20 protein-coding genes are annotated in these 15547 nt (G+C 61.1%); 3 read left to right on the forward strand and 17 right to left on the reverse strand.

Features of this window, described 5'->3' with window-relative positions; translation table 11 throughout:
• Positions 1 to 49: 49 nt before the first annotated feature.
• The 3 genes from RL_RS17445 to RL_RS17455 form a co-directional block, all read right to left on the reverse strand.
• On the reverse strand, positions 50 to 355 hold the full coding sequence (locus RL_RS17445; RefSeq protein ID WP_011652869.1) for a hypothetical protein: 306 nt from the start codon (positions 353 to 355) through the stop codon (positions 50 to 52).
• A 123-nt stretch (positions 356 to 478) separates the two neighbouring features.
• Positions 479 to 901 carry a secondary thiamine-phosphate synthase enzyme YjbQ gene (locus tag RL_RS17450; protein WP_011652870.1) on the reverse strand — a complete coding sequence of 141 codons (423 nt, stop codon included), beginning with the start codon at positions 899 to 901 and terminating at the stop codon, positions 479 to 481.
• 80 nt (positions 902 to 981) lie between these two features.
• Positions 982 to 1335 (reverse strand): DUF1428 domain-containing protein, encoded by a 354-nt coding sequence (locus RL_RS17455; protein WP_011652871.1) that lies wholly within the window; start codon positions 1333 to 1335, stop codon positions 982 to 984.
• Between the two features lie 214 nt (positions 1336 to 1549).
• Here RL_RS17455 and RL_RS17460 point away from each other — a divergent pair, with 214 nt between their 5' ends.
• Positions 1550 to 2236, forward strand: a complete 687-nt coding sequence (locus RL_RS17460) for an HAD family hydrolase (RefSeq protein ID WP_011652872.1) — start codon at positions 1550 to 1552, stop codon at positions 2234 to 2236.
• 121 nt (positions 2237 to 2357) lie between these two features.
• Here RL_RS17460 and RL_RS17465 read toward each other — a convergent pair whose 3' ends face one another.
• The 3 genes from RL_RS17465 to RL_RS17475 all read right to left on the reverse strand — a co-directional run bounded on the left by RL_RS17465 (position 2358) and on the right by RL_RS17475 (position 5107).
• Positions 2358 to 2957, reverse strand: coding sequence for a DUF922 domain-containing Zn-dependent protease (locus RL_RS17465; protein ID WP_032992421.1), 600 nt, complete (start codon positions 2955 to 2957; stop codon positions 2358 to 2360).
• A gap of 74 nt (positions 2958 to 3031) precedes the next feature.
• Positions 3032 to 4252, reverse strand: coding sequence for an MFS transporter (locus tag RL_RS17470; RefSeq protein ID WP_011652873.1), 1221 nt, complete (start codon positions 4250 to 4252; stop codon positions 3032 to 3034).
• A gap of 135 nt (positions 4253 to 4387) precedes the next feature.
• Positions 4388 to 5107, reverse strand: a complete 720-nt coding sequence (locus RL_RS17475) for a Crp/Fnr family transcriptional regulator (RefSeq protein WP_011652874.1) — start codon at positions 5105 to 5107, stop codon at positions 4388 to 4390.
• Between the two features lie 402 nt (positions 5108 to 5509).
• Between RL_RS17475 and RL_RS17480 the strand changes: the two genes are divergently transcribed.
• Positions 5510 to 5755, forward strand: a complete 246-nt coding sequence (locus tag RL_RS17480; RefSeq protein WP_011652875.1) for a DUF6894 family protein — start codon at positions 5510 to 5512, stop codon at positions 5753 to 5755.
• Between the two features lie 169 nt (positions 5756 to 5924).
• On the opposite strand, the gene RL_RS17485 is transcribed toward RL_RS17480, so the two are convergent.
• The 8 genes from RL_RS17485 to RL_RS17515 all read right to left on the reverse strand — a co-directional run bounded on the left by RL_RS17485 (position 5925) and on the right by RL_RS17515 (position 11446).
• Positions 5925 to 6158 (reverse strand): DUF6894 family protein, encoded by a 234-nt coding sequence (locus tag RL_RS17485; protein WP_011652876.1) that lies wholly within the window; start codon positions 6156 to 6158, stop codon positions 5925 to 5927.
• 82 nt (positions 6159 to 6240) lie between these two features.
• Positions 6241 to 6639, reverse strand: coding sequence for a DUF427 domain-containing protein (locus RL_RS17490; protein ID WP_011652877.1), 399 nt, complete (start codon positions 6637 to 6639; stop codon positions 6241 to 6243).
• A gap of 97 nt (positions 6640 to 6736) precedes the next feature.
• Entirely contained in the window at positions 6737 to 7429 is a 693-nt protein-coding gene (locus RL_RS17495; protein ID WP_011652878.1) for a B3/B4 domain-containing protein, read from the reverse strand.
• Between the two features lie 3 nt (positions 7430 to 7432).
• Positions 7433 to 8329, reverse strand: coding sequence for a DMT family transporter (locus RL_RS17500; RefSeq protein WP_011652879.1), 897 nt, complete (start codon positions 8327 to 8329; stop codon positions 7433 to 7435).
• Between the two features lie 83 nt (positions 8330 to 8412).
• Complete coding sequence (locus RL_RS17505) at positions 8413 to 9219, reverse strand: helix-turn-helix transcriptional regulator (protein WP_011652880.1); 807 nt, start codon at positions 9217 to 9219, stop codon at positions 8413 to 8415.
• 78 nt (positions 9220 to 9297) lie between these two features.
• Positions 9298 to 10095, reverse strand: a complete 798-nt coding sequence (locus RL_RS17510; RefSeq protein WP_011652881.1) for an APH(3') family aminoglycoside O-phosphotransferase — start codon at positions 10093 to 10095, stop codon at positions 9298 to 9300.
• Positions 10096 to 10200: 105 nt separating this feature from the next.
• Entirely contained in the window at positions 10201 to 10362 is a 162-nt protein-coding gene (locus tag RL_RS40195; protein ID WP_011652882.1) for a hypothetical protein, read from the reverse strand.
• A gap of 106 nt (positions 10363 to 10468) precedes the next feature.
• Entirely contained in the window at positions 10469 to 11446 is a 978-nt protein-coding gene (locus RL_RS17515; RefSeq protein WP_244432340.1) for a DUF930 domain-containing protein, read from the reverse strand.
• On the opposite strand from RL_RS17515, the gene RL_RS40600 reads away from it, so the two are divergent.
• Positions 11429 to 11587 (forward strand): hypothetical protein, encoded by a 159-nt coding sequence (locus tag RL_RS40600; protein WP_197730826.1) that lies wholly within the window; start codon positions 11429 to 11431, stop codon positions 11585 to 11587. The genes RL_RS17515 and RL_RS40600 overlap by 18 nt on opposite strands.
• Before the next feature lie 18 nt (positions 11588 to 11605).
• On the opposite strand, the gene RL_RS17520 is transcribed toward RL_RS40600, so the two are convergent.
• The 3 genes from RL_RS17520 to rpoD all read right to left on the reverse strand — a co-directional run bounded on the left by RL_RS17520 (position 11606) and on the right by rpoD (position 15539).
• Positions 11606 to 12343: a DUF930 domain-containing protein gene (locus tag RL_RS17520; RefSeq protein ID WP_011652884.1), complete on the reverse strand. Its 738-nt coding sequence runs from the start codon at positions 12341 to 12343 to the stop codon at positions 11606 to 11608.
• Between the two features lie 526 nt (positions 12344 to 12869).
• On the reverse strand, positions 12870 to 13163 hold the full coding sequence (locus RL_RS17525) for a GYD domain-containing protein (protein ID WP_003541605.1): 294 nt from the start codon (positions 13161 to 13163) through the stop codon (positions 12870 to 12872).
• 318 nt (positions 13164 to 13481) lie between these two features.
• Positions 13482 to 15539: an RNA polymerase sigma factor RpoD gene (rpoD, locus tag RL_RS17530; RefSeq protein ID WP_011652885.1), complete on the reverse strand. Its 2058-nt coding sequence runs from the start codon at positions 15537 to 15539 to the stop codon at positions 13482 to 13484.
• Between the last annotated feature and the right edge of the window lie 8 nt (positions 15540 to 15547).

Raw genomic sequence — 15547 nt, forward strand, 5'->3', positions numbered from 1 at the left:
AGGCAAAAACAGACCGGAAGCGCCGCTTCGGCGCCTCCGGCTGCAGTCCTCAGCGCCGGATCAGCGGGCAGCCGCGGACATTCGCGAAGGTGATCCTGTCCCAGCCGCGACGGTCACGCCCAGCAACGACGACGACCCGCGGCGACATGCGGGTGATATGGGCTCTCCGCAGGCCGAAATCACGCGCCTTGCGCACCGCGTGCATCGGCGAGCAGCCGCGGATCGGACGATGATATTGCGCCTCGACGACCAAATTCGTCTGCGGCCCTGCGGCTGCCGCCGTGGAAACAGTGGCCGGAATAGTGCAGAGGGCGAGCAGAGCGGCAAGCGAAGCCTTGGTCAGGAAATGCGTCATGGGGTGTCTCCGTCGATTGAATTCCAAGCTCTCCCTTCAGGGATTGTCTCGACAGTAAACGTTGCAAAATGAATGGTGTTCGAACCGGGCATTCAGTTTGCATTCACAAGAATTAAGCCGGTTTCAGGTGCTGAGATGCAGCACGATTTCGCGCCGGTGCGGCCGGTCTCGATGTTCGAAAAGATAAAGGCCTTGCCAGGTGCCGAGCATCAACCGCCCATCGGCAACGGGAATGCCAATCGAGACCTGCGTCAGCGCTGCCTTGATATGCGCCGGCATGTCGTCCGGCCCCTCGGCTCTGTGCACGATCCAGCCCATGTCGGGATCGGAGGCCGGCGGCACGAGGCGGCGGAAGAAGGCGAGGAGATCGGTGCGCACATCGGGATCGGCATTTTCCTGGATCAGCAGCGAGCAGGAGGTGTGGCGCACGAAGACCGTGAGAAGCCCCTCCTCCCGCCCCGACGCGCTGACGAAGGCCTCCGCCTGGTGGGTGAACTCGTAAAGGCCCTGTCCGCGTGTGGACAAGGTGAGGATTGTCTGGGGCAAGGCGCTCTCCCGCTTCGAGATGACATTCTCGCGAGTTGGCGCGCTGCGGCCGCAAAGTCAATGATCGCCTCAAGTCACCTTCAGAGCTTGAGCAGCATCTCGAAGCCGCCATAGATCATCCGCTTGCCGTCGAATGGCATCTGCCATTGGTCGCCCTTAAGCCGGGAATCGTCCATCACCTTGGCATTGATATCGTCACGCTCCTGGCGCGAGCCGTATACGATCCAGGAAAACACCACCACCTCGTCCTCCTTCGCCTGCACGGCGCGTGGAAAAGAGGTCAACTCGCCGTAAGGCACGTCGTCGCCGACGCATTCGACATATTCGAGGGCGCCATATTCCTTCCAGATCGAGCCTGCAAAGGTCGAGAATTCCTTGTAGGCCTCGATATTCTCCTTCGGCACCGCCACGATGAAACCATCGACATAGGACATCTCGCTCCTCCTTTGCGTCTCTGCGCCTTGTTATCGCGGAGGAGATAGGACGGCGGCCAGGCAGGTCCAGGGACGAAGCGCTCAACCGCCTTTTCATCTCGGATTTGCGCCGCGGTCGATCGTCCATTCGATTCGTGAGGTTTGACCCCGATCCGGTTTTCCGCTTTACCGGCTTTGCAGAGCAATCCTTCGAGTGAGCATCGGGCGGGACACCATGATTAAAGCGGTCCTTTTTGATCTTGACGAGACCCTCATCGACAAGACCGCTACCGTCCTCACCTTCCTGCCGCTCCAGTATCAGCGATTTCGTCTTGGCGAGCACGGTGTCGAGGAGCAGCGCTACATTGCTGAATTCCTGCGGCTGGAGAAAGCCGGCCTGGTCAGAAAGCGCGATCTTTATCCGCGCCTGGCGGAGACATTCGGTCTTCCAGGCGACCTTGCCGATGCCCTCTTCCACGACTTCGAAACAGTGTATCCCGGCATGGCTGTTCCCATGTCAGGAGCAAAACAGACCATTTCGGCGCTGAAGCAATACGGCGTTCTAATCGGCGTCGTCAGCAATGGCGAAGGCAATGTTCAGCGACCGAAAATCGCGGCGGCCGGACTGGCGGAAGGGCTCGACTTGGTGGTCATTTCAGGAGATATCGGCCTTCGTAAACCGGCACGGGAGATTTTCGAACTGGCTGCTCGCCGTTTCGACCTACCCGTCGACAGCTGTCTCTTCGTCAGCGACAATCCCGAGGCCGATATTCTGGGAGCAGACAGTGCCGGCATGCATGCCGTCTATTTCGGCCCGAAAAACGCCTGGCCCGCTTCGCTGCCCTCGCCGCGGTATCGAATAGAGTTGCTGCCGCAGCTGATAGCCCTTGTCCGCGATCTGAACGCACCCACCGAGGCTTGATAGCGACGAAGCGCGCCCGCTCCTAAGGTGACGCCCATGCATCTGGCTGGGGCCTGATAGCCGCCCCCCGACGCTTTCCGGCTATACCGCTTTAGAAGCTCGCCGTTATCCGTCAGTCCAATCAAGGCCCATTGACCAACTTGAGGATGAGCTGCTGGATATTGCCGCCGTCACCCATTTCGATCTTGTCGAAGTCGCGGCCGCGCTGGCGTTGTCTCTGGGAGATCTCGCCGAGCCGGCGGGTCAGCTCGATCCTGATTTTCTTGCAATCGGGATCGTCGGCAACGGTGAGGCCGATGCTCGTCGCCTCGATCTCCTTGACCATCTCCTTGATGGTCTCGCCATGCACCCGCTCATGCGCCTGCACACCTGATATGAAGGCCTGCCAGCTGCTCTTCACGGCAGCTGGTAGCTCAGCAGCTGGTTTCGGCAGCGTATAGGTGATGATCAGCTTCGGTCGGTTGGTCGTGATCACGCAGGCATTGCCCTGCGGTTCATATTTCCTGGTCCAGGTCAGCTTGAACGTCGTATGCGCGATTGCCCGGCCGAAGCCACCCGCCTTCGGCCCACGCTCGCCGATCGATGCATAGAGCCCGGCCCCCGACGTGCCTGATATCGAATAGGGCCGCACCTCTTCGACCGCCTGCCACTCGGCCAGCGCCACGGCCGGCACCGAGGTGAAAACCGCTGCAAGCACATAGGATAGAAAATTTGTCGTCACGCGCGGCTCCGCCGAATGATGTTTGGGGCGAACCTAACGGGAGCGGTCGCCGCTTTCAACGCGTCATACATGTGCTAACCCTGCAGCGTCTTGACCTTGGTGAGATCCGGGAAGAGCCGCATCCACAGGAGCACGACGACGATCGTGCCGAGCCCGCCGACAACGCCGGTGGCGACGGGCCCGAGGGCTGCCGCCATCATGCCGGATTCGAATTCCCCGAGCTGGTTGGAGGTGCCGATGAACAGCGAGTTGACGGCACTGACACGACCACGCATCTCGTCCGGCGTCAGAAGCTGCACCAGCGAGCTGCGCACGACGACGCTCACCGTATCGGAGGCGCCGACCACGAGCAGCGCTACGACGGAAAGTGCGATATTGGTCGAAAGCGAGAAGACGATGGTGGCGACGCCGAACACCGCGACGGCGGCGAGCATCTTGCGTCCGACATTGCTGCTCAGTGGCCGGCGGGCAAGCACGATCGACATGGCGAGCGCGCCGACCGCCGGAGCCGCGCGGAGAAAACCGAGGCCCCAGGGACCGGCATGCAGGATATCGCTGGCGAACATCGGTAGCAGCGCCGTCGCGCCGCCGAGCAGCACCGCGAAGAGATCGAGCGAGATCGTGCCGAGCATCACCGGCCGGCTGCGGATGAAGGAGACGCCGGCAAAGACCGAGGCGAGCGTCACCGGCTCGCGCTTGGCAGGGCTCCATTGCATGCGAATCGAGATGACGTTGAAGCTTGCAACGGCAAAAAGCAGCGCTGATATGGCAAAAGGCGCGACGGGGTGGAGGCCGTAAAGCAGGCCTCCGAGCGAGGGGCCGATGATCAGCGCCGTCTGCATCATCGAGGTCGAAGTTGCGACTGCCTTCTGCAACATCGAGGCCGGCACGATGTTCGGCAGCAGCGCCGCCATGGTCGGCCGTTCGAAGGCGACGACGGCGCCGAGCACCGTGACGGCAGCAAGGATGCCGGCCGGCGTCAACCATTGCTGCCAGGTGGCGATCGCCAGCACCAGCGCCGTCACCGCCTCGATCACCTGGCAGACAAGTCCGATGCGCCGCCGGTCGAACCGGTCGGCGACATGGCCGACGACGAAGGTCAGCACCGCCATCGGCAGGAACTGGCACAAGCCGACCAGGCCGAGCGCAAAGGCACTGTGCGTCTGGTCGTAGATCATCCACCCCATGGCGATGCCAATGGACTGGAAGGAGAGCGAGGAAAAAACGCGGGAGGCAGCGAAGTTCAGATAGCCGGGGTGGCGAAGAACGCTCCCCGGTCCTTGGGATATGTCCATTGCGATGTCACCGGCCGGCTACGGTCGCGCCAGCCTTTATAGGAGTGTTAAGAAGGTCGAGGCGGTGTTCTGCCCGAATGGTCGAATTGTCAATCGCAATGAAGCACCGTCACCGGATTGTGTGATACCTCGGTCTTAGCGCGGCTCCCTGAAGATGCTGAGATAGCCAGGATCGAATTCGGCGATCTCCTGCAGGCGTTCCCAGTCGACGATGGTGATCGTCCGGTTCTCCCAGGTGAACACGCCCTCGCGCCTCAGCGCCTGCAAAGTCTTGTTGAGGTGGACGACGGAGACGCCGAGCACGTCGGCCATCTCGATCTGCGTCAACGGAAACTGGAAGCTCGCGCCGCGCGTCCGCTTCACCACCTGCAGCCGCACGAAGAGTTCGCAGACGAGGTGGGCGATATGGGCGCGCTTGGAGCGCCGGCCCATGGCGACGATCCACTCGCGGTGGATGGCGCCATCGACCAGCGTATCGAGCCAGAGCAGCCGGGTCAGGTGCGGCATGCGCTCGGTGATCGCCCTGAGATCGGCGTGATCGGCGAACGCAACGTGACAGGACGACAGCGCGACGATGCCGTGATCCATCTTCTTGATCGGGAAAGCATGCAGATCGACGAAATCGCCGGCGACATGCAGCGCGGTGATCTGGCGGCTGCCATCGGCCATCACCTTATAGCGCGCCGCAAAACCATCGAGCAGCAGCGTGCTGTAGCCCGGTCGACTCCCTTCGGAGACGAGATCCTCCCCGGCAGCAAAATACCTGTCTTTAATGACGATCGCTCTAAGATGGCTTTCCTCTTCCGCCGACAGCACATCGCGGCTGCCAAGATTCAGCAGCAGGGATTCAATCACGGGTTTGCCCGCCGATAGCGCAAGAGTTCCTGATCATTTCGATGCGACCTGTATTTTCTATAAGAATCAATGCCTAGAGCCTTTCCTGGTCAGATTGCAGCATTCTGCCGGAGCAGGTTTTCGTCAGGGCAGAGGCGATTGGCGACGGGCATACCCCTTGGTACGTCCGAGCCGGGCATCTTTGCCCTGGCGTAAAGATGCCCGGCCCTTCGGGTTGGCTGAAACGGGCCGGCTGATCGACCGGCCGGCTTGGCCGTAGAGCCGGGCTACGACGCGCGCCGGCCGGTCGACCATCCGACTCCGTTTGAGCCAACAGAATGCTGCAATCTGACCAGGAAAGGCTCTAGCCTCGGGAACAATTGTCTTCATCTGTGATTTCTCCTATGACGCGCAGGAAAGACCATGGCTCGCTACTATTTCGATCTACACAACGGGGAAGGTCCAACGCGCGACGAGCACGGCACCGAGCTCAAATCTCGTGAAGACATTCCGAAAGAGCTGACCCGCATCCTGCTGGATGTGGCCCGCGACGAATTGCCGGCGGGTGATCGCATGACCATCGCCATCACCGTTCGCAACGAAAGCGGCGATCCGGTCACGGTTGCCAGCCTCATCTTCAACAATGAATGGCTCGACGTCTTACGATAGCGGCTGCCGTTTAACGGCTACCGGCGGTCACTCCTACGCATCAATCCGACTCGGTCGATTGGCGCGACGCTAAGACCCGCCTTCATAGCCGGCAATTAAATTTGACATAGTCTTTTGATTGCTTTGGGCGCGATCGACAGCGATTCACAGGCCGGCATCCTTATCGCGGCTATTTCGCGATTTCTTCGAGAATGAGCCGGATTTCCGCAAGCGGCTTACGGCTTTCATCGAAGAGTTCCACCGACATCATATTCAGAGGTGCAGCCGGCAGGCCTTCGGTGGCCATCTCCGCCAATACCCGCCGCGCCTCCGCTTTCGCAGCTTCAATGGATTCGAAATCATATGCCGTCTCGGTCGTCCCGGCGCCATCGCGATCGAAAAGTTGAAAGTAGAATTTCGGCACGGCATATCCCCCGCTAGATGAACCTAACGGTCCGGCGGACAACATGTTCCGCCGGAAAGGGTTTTCAATGTCATGCGCCGCGTCAGAAGGCGCCGGCTTCCGGAGAGGCCATTTCCTCGATACCGTCGACGCGGTCGGGATAGAAGGCGAGATGATCCTTGATGCTGCTGACCGCGGCATTCGGCGCCTCGTAGGTCCAGACGGCATTCTTCGAGCGCTCTCCGCCCGGTATGATGCTGTAATAGGAGGCGTCACCCTTATAGGGGCAATGGCTGCTATGGTCGGTGCGCTGAAGCAGCGACATGTCCACATCCCTGCGCGGAATATATTGCACCGGCGGATAGGAGGCCTCGCATAGCGTCAGTGCATCGCGCGTATCGGCAATCGTCTTGCCGCCGAGCGTGACGACGACGCGGGAAGGATTGTGCTCGACGGTGATCGGATGATCCGGCCCCGGAATCTTGATCGACTTATCTGACATCGGGTTCGTCTCCAGAAGCTATCGATCGCATAGAGATAGGGCGGGCATGCGGCCGGCCCAAGGCCCCGAACGCAGCTTTCCCTGAAACGCTGCGCCCTTAGAATTCGAAACGCGGCGATACAAAGCTCAGCATCGCCGTTTTCGGCGTCGCCGGCCAGTGCCGTGCAAGCGCATCCGCAGCTGTTTCGACCAGCCTGGCGATGTCATCGCCGGCGGAGACGTGCAGGGCCTCGGCAACTATCAGCACCGAACGCGTCGTCGCCCGCACCGCCGACAGCCCGCTCTGCCGGTTCGTCCAGCGCCGCGCATGCGCCCTGTCCTCACTGTCTGCAAAGATCACCTCGTTCGCCTCCGGATGTTCGCTCTCTCCGCCGAAGGTCAGATAGGTCTCGTCACCCTTGGCTCGCCGGACTTCGAGATCGCCAGCGATCTTTTCAGTGTCGAAGACGGCGATCGGAATGGCAAAGGCGAGCGAAATCGCATTGCAGAGATCGATCAGCGGATGCAGGCGCGGCAGCGCATGTTCCTGGCGGAAGCGGCGCAGCAGCGCCTCGGAAGCGCAGCGATATTGCGTCGGCTTCAGCCCCATGCGGGAAAAGCCGCGCCGCCAGGCCTGGATTTCGGGGAATTCGCCTTCCTGAGCTTTGGCCAGCCGCGCCTCGGCGATCGCGCTGAAGCTTGCGATCGCCGCCTCGACATCGGCATCTGCATGGATCCCTCCCGCATGGAGCGCGCCGGCGCGAAGCTCCGGAAAGGCCTGCCACATGGCATCGGAATGGCTGAACTGCATGGTCTATCTCCCTCCGGCAAGTTTCACTGTACGGCTCCCGGCAAAGGCAAGCCCGAGCACGGCCGCAAGCACGCAGCCGATGCCGGCGATCTGGCTGAGCCCGACCGGCTCGCCAAGAATGATGAAGGCAAGCATGACGGCGGAAACCGGCGCCAGCGCGGTGAAGAGCGCGGCTTCCGTGCCGCTCACCCTTTCTGCCCCCGCATACCACAGCAGAAATCCGCCGACGGTCGGCACCAGCGCATAATAGACGACGGCGGCGACAGCGCTTGCCGAAATACCATCTGCGAATGGCGCTTCGAAAATGGCCGGAATGGCGGCGACGATGAAACCGATGCCGGCCATCAGCGTCGACAGGGCAAGCGGCGCAATCTCCGTCTTCAGTCTTTTGTTCAGCAGGATGAACAACCCCTCGCAGACGACGGCCAGGAAGATCAACGCATTGCCAGTCAATGATCCGCCTGCCGCATCCGGCGTGAAGGCGATCGACAGCACGCCTGATGTTGCAAGCGCCACCGCAAGAAGCAGGGCACGCTGCGGCCGTTCGCGAAGCAGCAGGATGGAGATCGCGGCCGAAACCACCGGCAGCGTGCCGATGATGACGCCGGCATCGGCCGCCGAGGTCAGGCTGAGGCCGGAGATCAGCAGCGTCGTATAACCGACGCTGCCGGCCCCGGCCTGAATGACAAGGATGAGGCGGTCATGCCGGGAAAACCTCGGCAGCCGCGCGCCGGTCGCCCACATCAGCAGGAGAAGGACAGGAAAGGCGATGGCGAAGCGCAATGCGGTGGCGCCGAACGGCGGCAGACCCGAAGCGATGAGTTTGCTGGCGACGACCGTGCTTCCTACAGTCAGCATCGCCAGCGCCAGATAGACATAACCTTGAACCTGCCTCGACATTCAGCGTCTCCTGTTGGATACGCCGAGAAAACAGCAGAAGCCTGTCGGGGTCTTGAACGAAATTGCAGGTGCAAAGCAGGCGCTCAGAGAAAGGCGCCGGCATAGAGACGCGGAGACAGACCGTATTTGCGCACGAAGACGCGCGTCATGTGGCTCTGGTCGGCAAAGCCGCTGGCAAAGGCCGCTTCCGCAAGCGGCATGCCCTGAGCGATCAGCCGGCGGGCGATATGGATGCGTGCCTGGACGAGATAGGCATGCGGCGTCAGGCCGGTCGCCTTGGCAAAACCGCGCAGCACCTGGAAGCGGCTAAGTCCGCTTTCCCTGGAGAGGTCGGCGAGCGAGACGGCGGCAAGCGGGTCGTCGTCGATCAGATCTCGGGCTGCGCGGATCGACGCCGGCACCAGTGGCCGCCCTTCGGTACCAGAGCGCTCCCGCATGACATCGGCGACGAGTTGCAGAAGCAGTTCCTCATGCAGCAACTCGTCCGCCGCTCCATCGCCGGTCACCGCGCCGAACAGCGTTTCGAAGCGAGCGGCGATCTCCGCATTGCGGATGACGGGATGCGGAATTTCCGATCGCCCTGCCCCGCTTTCGCTGATCTCTTGCGACAGACCGCTGACGATGGCGGGATCGAAATAGAGGATGCGCCACGACCGGCCCTCACCGATCGGCGCGCCGTCATGCACTTCGTTCGGATTGACCGTGATGATGTCGCCGGCCTCAGCCTCCACCATGCCGCGGCCGCTAAGCGACGACTGCGCCCCAGCGGACATCAGGCCGATGCCGAACTGCTCGTGCGTATGGCGCGCAAAGCTGTGATGCGTCTCCGCCTCCACCGCTTCGACGCCTGATAGCGCCGAGCGCAACATCCTGAACTGGTTTTTCGCCATAGTCTGCCCGCAGGTCCGATCCCGGCCACTCTGCCAGCCACAGTGAGATGACGCAATCATTGCGGCTAGGATGTATGCCTAGAAGAATTCGTCGAGCAGCTGATAATAATCGAGCCTCGCTGGATCTGGAGCCGTCAATCCGTAGCGATCAAGGAAGGGCTGCACCAGCGCCTCGCCGAAATTGTGGGCGATGCTGCGGCAGGCGAGCGCGATAACCTGATAGCGGTCGGCGACGCCGAGACGGCTGCAGTCGATATAACCGGAGAACCCGTCTTCCGACGCGATGAAATTCGGCAGGCAGGCATCACCATGGGTAACGACGAGATCCGCGCCGTCCGGCCTCTTGCTCTCGAGTTCGGCAAACAAGGCTTCGGCACTCTTTCCAAGCCGCGTCTCATCGAAATCGGTCTCGTCGACGATACCGGCCTGCATCCGTGCTTTTGCGGCCGCGATACGCGCCTCCAGCCGATGGTCGAAGGGGCAGGATGCGATCGGCAGACGATGCAGGTCAAGAAGTGCTGCAGCCAGCAGCTCGACCCGCCCAAGCGGCGTCAGCACTGATGCACTGGCGAGATCACTCCCTGATAGCGCGTTGATCAGCAACCGGTTGCGCACACCGTCGCTGTCCTCAGCAATGATATCGGGACAGGGCAGACCGGAAGCCTTGACCCAGCGAAGCCTGAGGGCTTCGTCGGCGAGTTCGCCAAAAGGACCGACCTCTTCGACCTTCAGATAAAGCGTCGGCAATCCGAGAGCTTCCAACCGGAAGACACTCGCGGCGGAACGGCCGAGCGCATCGCGTTCGAACCGGTAACCGGCCAGACGGGCATCAAGCGCGCTCGCCGACCCCGGTTGATCCTCTTGGAAAATCGACATGATATCTAGGCCATTGATGCTGGCGCATTATCCCGACAAGGCGGGACAACGTAAGTGGCGCGATCGGTCAGCACACATTGGCTGACTGAACAGTCCTCGGGAACCTCAATGAACGGTTTCGGCGGGTGCGGCTTCGAGAAGGATTTCAAGAGCCTCTTCCAGAGCGGCCACCAGAATATCGGTAAGCTCGTCGCCCTTGTTTTCCAGGAACAGCGCATTGACGGCTTCGTCCTGACGCTCAAAAAACTGCTCGATCTCGTTCGACATATCATTGTCCTCTTCTTCACCGGATCATCACGGCCATGGGAAGAAGCTAGGTAGGGTTGCTTGCGCGTGGCTGTTGCCGGTGAGACGCAATCCAGGATCACGAGGACTAGTCACGAATTTCATATTTCGCATACTGACTGCGGGGGATCAATCCACCAACTTCGTGGGCAAATGACACGACTTTCGTCGCTTCCTCATCCACCTCGCAACGGAAACGAACCTGGTACCAGCCCTTGACTGTGCCAAAGGCGGCATCTCTTACATCAAGGATGGTACCGGTCCGCAATCCAAAACTAGGCAATGCGGACGGGAAATAAGGCGGCGAACCGTGAACGAGTTGGCCCTGAAGCTCGGTGGTGCAAAGCGTGGCCACTCGCTCTTTGCGCGGTAGACCACTGACCGCAGTTTGCGCAAACAAACTGCCATCTTCCGTCCGTGAAAACAGAGTTTTTGCCTTGGGCAGATCGTCCTTAGGTATCACTTTCGGTTTCTCAGCCGTCTGCTGCTCCGGCGACTTGGCCTCCTCGATGCTTGTATTGGCTTCGCCAGAGACGTCTGTCGGTGGCCCATTTCGCTCTGGGGAAACGTCAGTCGTCGCGACCTCAGGAAGCTTCACGTCGTCCGGCACCGGTTTCGACGGAGGCTCCTCAATTTTTGGTTTTTCTGCAGCAGTCTTTGTCGGCATCTGCGCCGGTTCGGCATCGTGCTGCGGCGGAGTTGTTGCGGGTTTGGTTTCGCCCTGAGGAGAATTTCCCGCCAACGACTTTTCGGGGCCGCTATTCCTGTCGCCAAATTCGATGACAGGGCTCAGAGTCGGCATAGGCCTCGGCTTAGCTTGCTCGGGAGTCTTGCTGGCCGGCGGAGGCGGAGGTGGCGGCGGTGGCGGAGGCGGTGGTTCCTTCTTGGCCTCTTCCGGCGGCTTCGGCTCCGGCGGCTTTTCCTCGGGCTTGGGCTCCGGCTTTTTCTCCTCCGGCGGCGGGACGAGTTCCACCTTCACGCTCTCGTCTTCGGGAGGTTTCGGCTCGATCTTCGGCAGCCCGAAAATGAGAAGAGCAATGATAGGAATATGGGCAGCAACGGACACGACAACGCCCCAGCGGATTTCAGGCCGCTGCTTTCCCGTTTCGTGCTGCGCTTCCGCTGGTTCTACGTCTACTTCTGTCACAGCAGCGATGTGGCCTCTAAAGCCGGCAGCATCAAGCCACAAAAGAAAAAAACCGCGTGATCGCAGCAGCGATGAAGGTTATTGGTCGGCGGCTCCATCGTCGGCCACCAGATTGTGCTCTTGCCATTCACCTTGCGGAATGGCATCGCCGACGAGGAAGGCGAAGGACACGATCTTGCCGGAGCCGGCATCGAGCTCGCATTTGAATTGGATGTTGTACCACTTGCGTTTGCTGCGGAAGGCGCCGCCCTTCACCTCGACGCTGTTGCCACTGACCTTCTCCGCCGCCATGGCATAGGGCGCAAGCGTATCGGGCGCCATGACCGGCTGCGCCCGGCGGACCTGCTCCAGCGCCTCGAGATCACAGAGCTGCAGATTGCGCTCGCTGCCGGCAAGGCCACGCAGCGCCTCGCGGGCGCGGCGGCTGCGTGGATCGGCAAGGACCTTGTCGGAAAACAGCTGTCTTGCCTCGACGAATTCCGTCGGCTTAGGCGCCGGCGGAGCGATTGGTGCCGCGGGGAGCATTGCCGCGGCAGGCGGATTATTTGCTACCGGCGCCGCCGGCTCGGCTTCGGGTTTAGCCGCCTCAGGCTTTGCCTGTTCCGGCGAAGGCGCCTTGACGGGTTCGGGCATTTTCAGCGATTCCACGGCCTGCGGGACGATCTCCACCGAGAGACCATCATCCGGCAATGGCAACGGCGGTTCGGCCTTCGGCAACAGCAACAGAAGGAGCAGGATCGCGATGGCATGCAGCGCGAACGACGCCGCAGCGCCCCGCTGGATCCCGTCATCCCATTTGCCCGCCGCCAGCTCCATCGGTCAGGAAGCGGCTGTCGGACGATCGATGACGATCATGAAACTGAGGAGCGCTTTCATCATGAGCTTGCCGAAAAGTCGGGCCGGAGCCTGCCGCGGAAATTGAAGCACGCAGCGACACTGCCAGCGCAGCGAGTGCTCCGCAACATCTAAGATCGATGATCTCCGGCCCTAGAGCCTTTCCGGGTTAGATTGCAGCATTCTGCCGGAGCAGGTTTTCGTCAGGGCAAAGGCGATTGGCGACGGGCATACCCCAAGGTACGTCCGAGCCGATCGCCTTTGTCCTGGCGGAAAGATGCCGGCCCACCGGCCGCACCGCTTCGCCATGGCGAAGCGATAGGTGCGTCCGGCGATTCTAAGGCTTGCAGATTTGCCAGGCAAATCTGCGGGGGGTTGGCTGAAACGGGCCGGCTGATCGACCGGCCGGCTTGGCCGTAGAGCTTGGCTACGACGCGCGCCGGCCGGTCGACCATCCGACTCCGTTTGAGCCAACAGAATGCTGCAATCTGACCAGGAAAGGCTCTAGCTACCCGAGCGAGCCGATGAGATCCCGATAGGCGGCCTCCGGGAATGCCTTCAGCGTCTCAGTGCGGACATTGCCGCCCATCGCCAGCGAAAGGGTAAAATGCGCCATGACGGCGTCATCAGGCGCCTCGCAGACGGCGACCATGTCATGCCCGCCCATCGTCAGGTAGAATTGGTTGATGGAGCCTCCGACGCTGGTGAGCAATTTCTTCGCGGCATCGAGCCGTTTTGCCGAGTCGCGCACATTGCGGATGCCCTGATCAGTCCAATTGATCAAAAGAATGTAAGTGGTCATGTCGTACCTCCCAGAGCATGACGCCGAAAAGTGTCAGCCGTTTTCGGACGTCATGCTCTATTTCTTTGATGTGGATCCGGATTCAGATTTCAGGCCCGTCAGGCCTGAAATTATCCGGATATAGCGGAGGATTGGTTCAACAGGCGCACATCGGCTCTCGCTCGCGGGTTGCGATCGATGCCTTCCCCCGTGACCGGATTATAGCCTTGTCACCACGAAGGGACAAGAAAGACACCTGGGATCATTGGTATTAATCAGGAAAAGCAAAAGCCGGGCGCGAAGCCCGGCTTTTCCAATCAGAACGACGTGGCCGAAGCCTTAGCTGTCGAGGAAGCTTCTCAGCTTTCTGGAGCGGCTCGGATGCTTCAGCTTGCGCAGCGCCTTCGCCTCGATCTGGCGAATACGTTCGCGGGTGACCGAGAACTGCTGGCCGACTTCTTCGAGCGTGTGGTCGGTGTTCATGCCAATGCCGAAGCGCATGCGCAGAACACGTTCCTCGCGCGGCGTCAGCGAGGCGAGAACGCGGGTCGTCGTCTCGCGCAGGTTCGCCTGGATGGCGGCGTCGATCGGTAGCAGCGCGTTCTTGTCCTCGATGAAATCGCCGAGATGCGAATCCTCTTCGTCGCCCACAGGGGTTTCGAGCGAGATCGGCTCCTTGGCGATCTTCAGGACCTTGCGGACCTTTTCGAGCGGCATGGCCAGCTTTTCGGCCAGCTCTTCCGGCGTCGGCTCGCGGCCGATCTCGTGCAGCATCTGGCGCGATGTGCGGACGATCTTGTTGATCGTCTCGATCATGTGCACCGGAATGCGGATCGTGCGGGCCTGGTCGGCGATCGAACGGGTGATCGCCTGACGGATCCACCATGTCGCATAGGTCGAGAACTTGTAGCCGCGGCGGTATTCGAACTTGTCGACCGCCTTCATCAGGCCGATATTGCCTTCCTGAATGAGGTCGAGGAACTGCAGGCCGCGGTTCGTGTACTTCTTGGCGATGGAGATGACCAGGCGAAGGTTCGCTTCGACCATTTCCTTCTTGGCGATGCGCGCTTCGCGCTCGCCCTTCTGCACCATATGGACGATGCGGCGGAATTCCGAGATCGAGATACCGGTTTCGGTCGCCAGATTCTGGATTTCCTGGCGAATGTCGCGGATCGTCGTGTTTTCGCCCCTGGCGAATTCCTTCCATCCGCGGGCGGCCAGATTGCCGATCGACTTCATCCAGTTCGGATCGAGCTCAGCGCCCTGGTATTGCTCCAGGAAGGAGTCGCGCTTGACGCCGTAGGATTCGGCCAGACGCAGCAGGCGGCCCTCGTTGGAAACGAGGCGCTTGTTGATGTCGTAGAGCTGCTCGACGAGGGCGTCGATGCGGTTCTGGTTCAAGGACAGAGATTTGACGGCCTTGATGAGCTCATCTTTGAGTTCCTTGTAGCGGCGCTCCTGGGCGGTGGACAGCGTGCCGGAAGCCGACAGCCGCTGCTCGACCTGCTGGTCCTGCAGCTTGCGCAGCTTCTTGTAGGTCTCGGCGATCGTATCGAGCGTCTCCATCACCTGCGGGCGAAGCTCGGCTTCCATCGCCGCCAGCGAAAGATTGGATTCGTCCTCGTCCTCTTCCTCCTCCTCGGGAGGCAGGCCTTCGCCGCCGACATCGGTGATGTCGTCGTCGCCGGAGCGGGCGCGACGGGTCTTTTCCTTCTCTTCTGCCAGCTTGCGATCGGCTTCGATCTTCTCCGGGCTCTGGAACTGCGGCGCAGCCTTGGCTTCAGGGCCGGAATAGGTCGTTTCGAGATCGATGATCTCGCGCAGCAGCGTCGTGCCTTCGTTGAGCTCGTCGCGCCAGATGATCAGCGCCTGGAAGGTCAGCGGGCTCTCGCAGAGACCCGCGATCATCGTCTCGCGGCCGGCCTCGATACGCTTGGCGATCGCGATTTCGCCCTCGCGGGAAAGCAGCTCCACCGAGCCCATCTCGCGCAGGTACATGCGAACCGGATCGTCGGTACGGTCGGTCGGTTCTTTTTTCTTGGCAGTCGCCAGCGCCGTGCCGCTCGAAGGCGCCAGTTCGCCGCCTTCGCTCTCCTCGTCGCCGCCGGCGTCGTCGTCATCGCTGCTGCCGGAAGCGCCGGCTTCCTCGGCTTCCTCGTCCTCGATGACGTTGATGCCCATGTCGGACAGCATCGACATCGTGTCTTCGATCTGCTCGGACGTCACTTCTTCGGACGGCAGGACCGCGTTAAGCTCGTCCATGGTCACATAGCCGCGCTTCTTGGCGGCTTTGATCATCTTCTTGACCGCGTCGTCGGAAAGATCGAGAAGAGGGCCGTCGCTTGCGCCGTCGCGTTCGACTTCCGCGTCTTCGTTCTCTTTGACCTTGGTTGCCATTTATATCG

It is taken from the genome of Rhizobium johnstonii 3841, from assembly GCF_000009265.1.
Classification (GTDB): domain Bacteria; phylum Pseudomonadota; class Alphaproteobacteria; order Rhizobiales; family Rhizobiaceae; genus Rhizobium; species Rhizobium acaciae.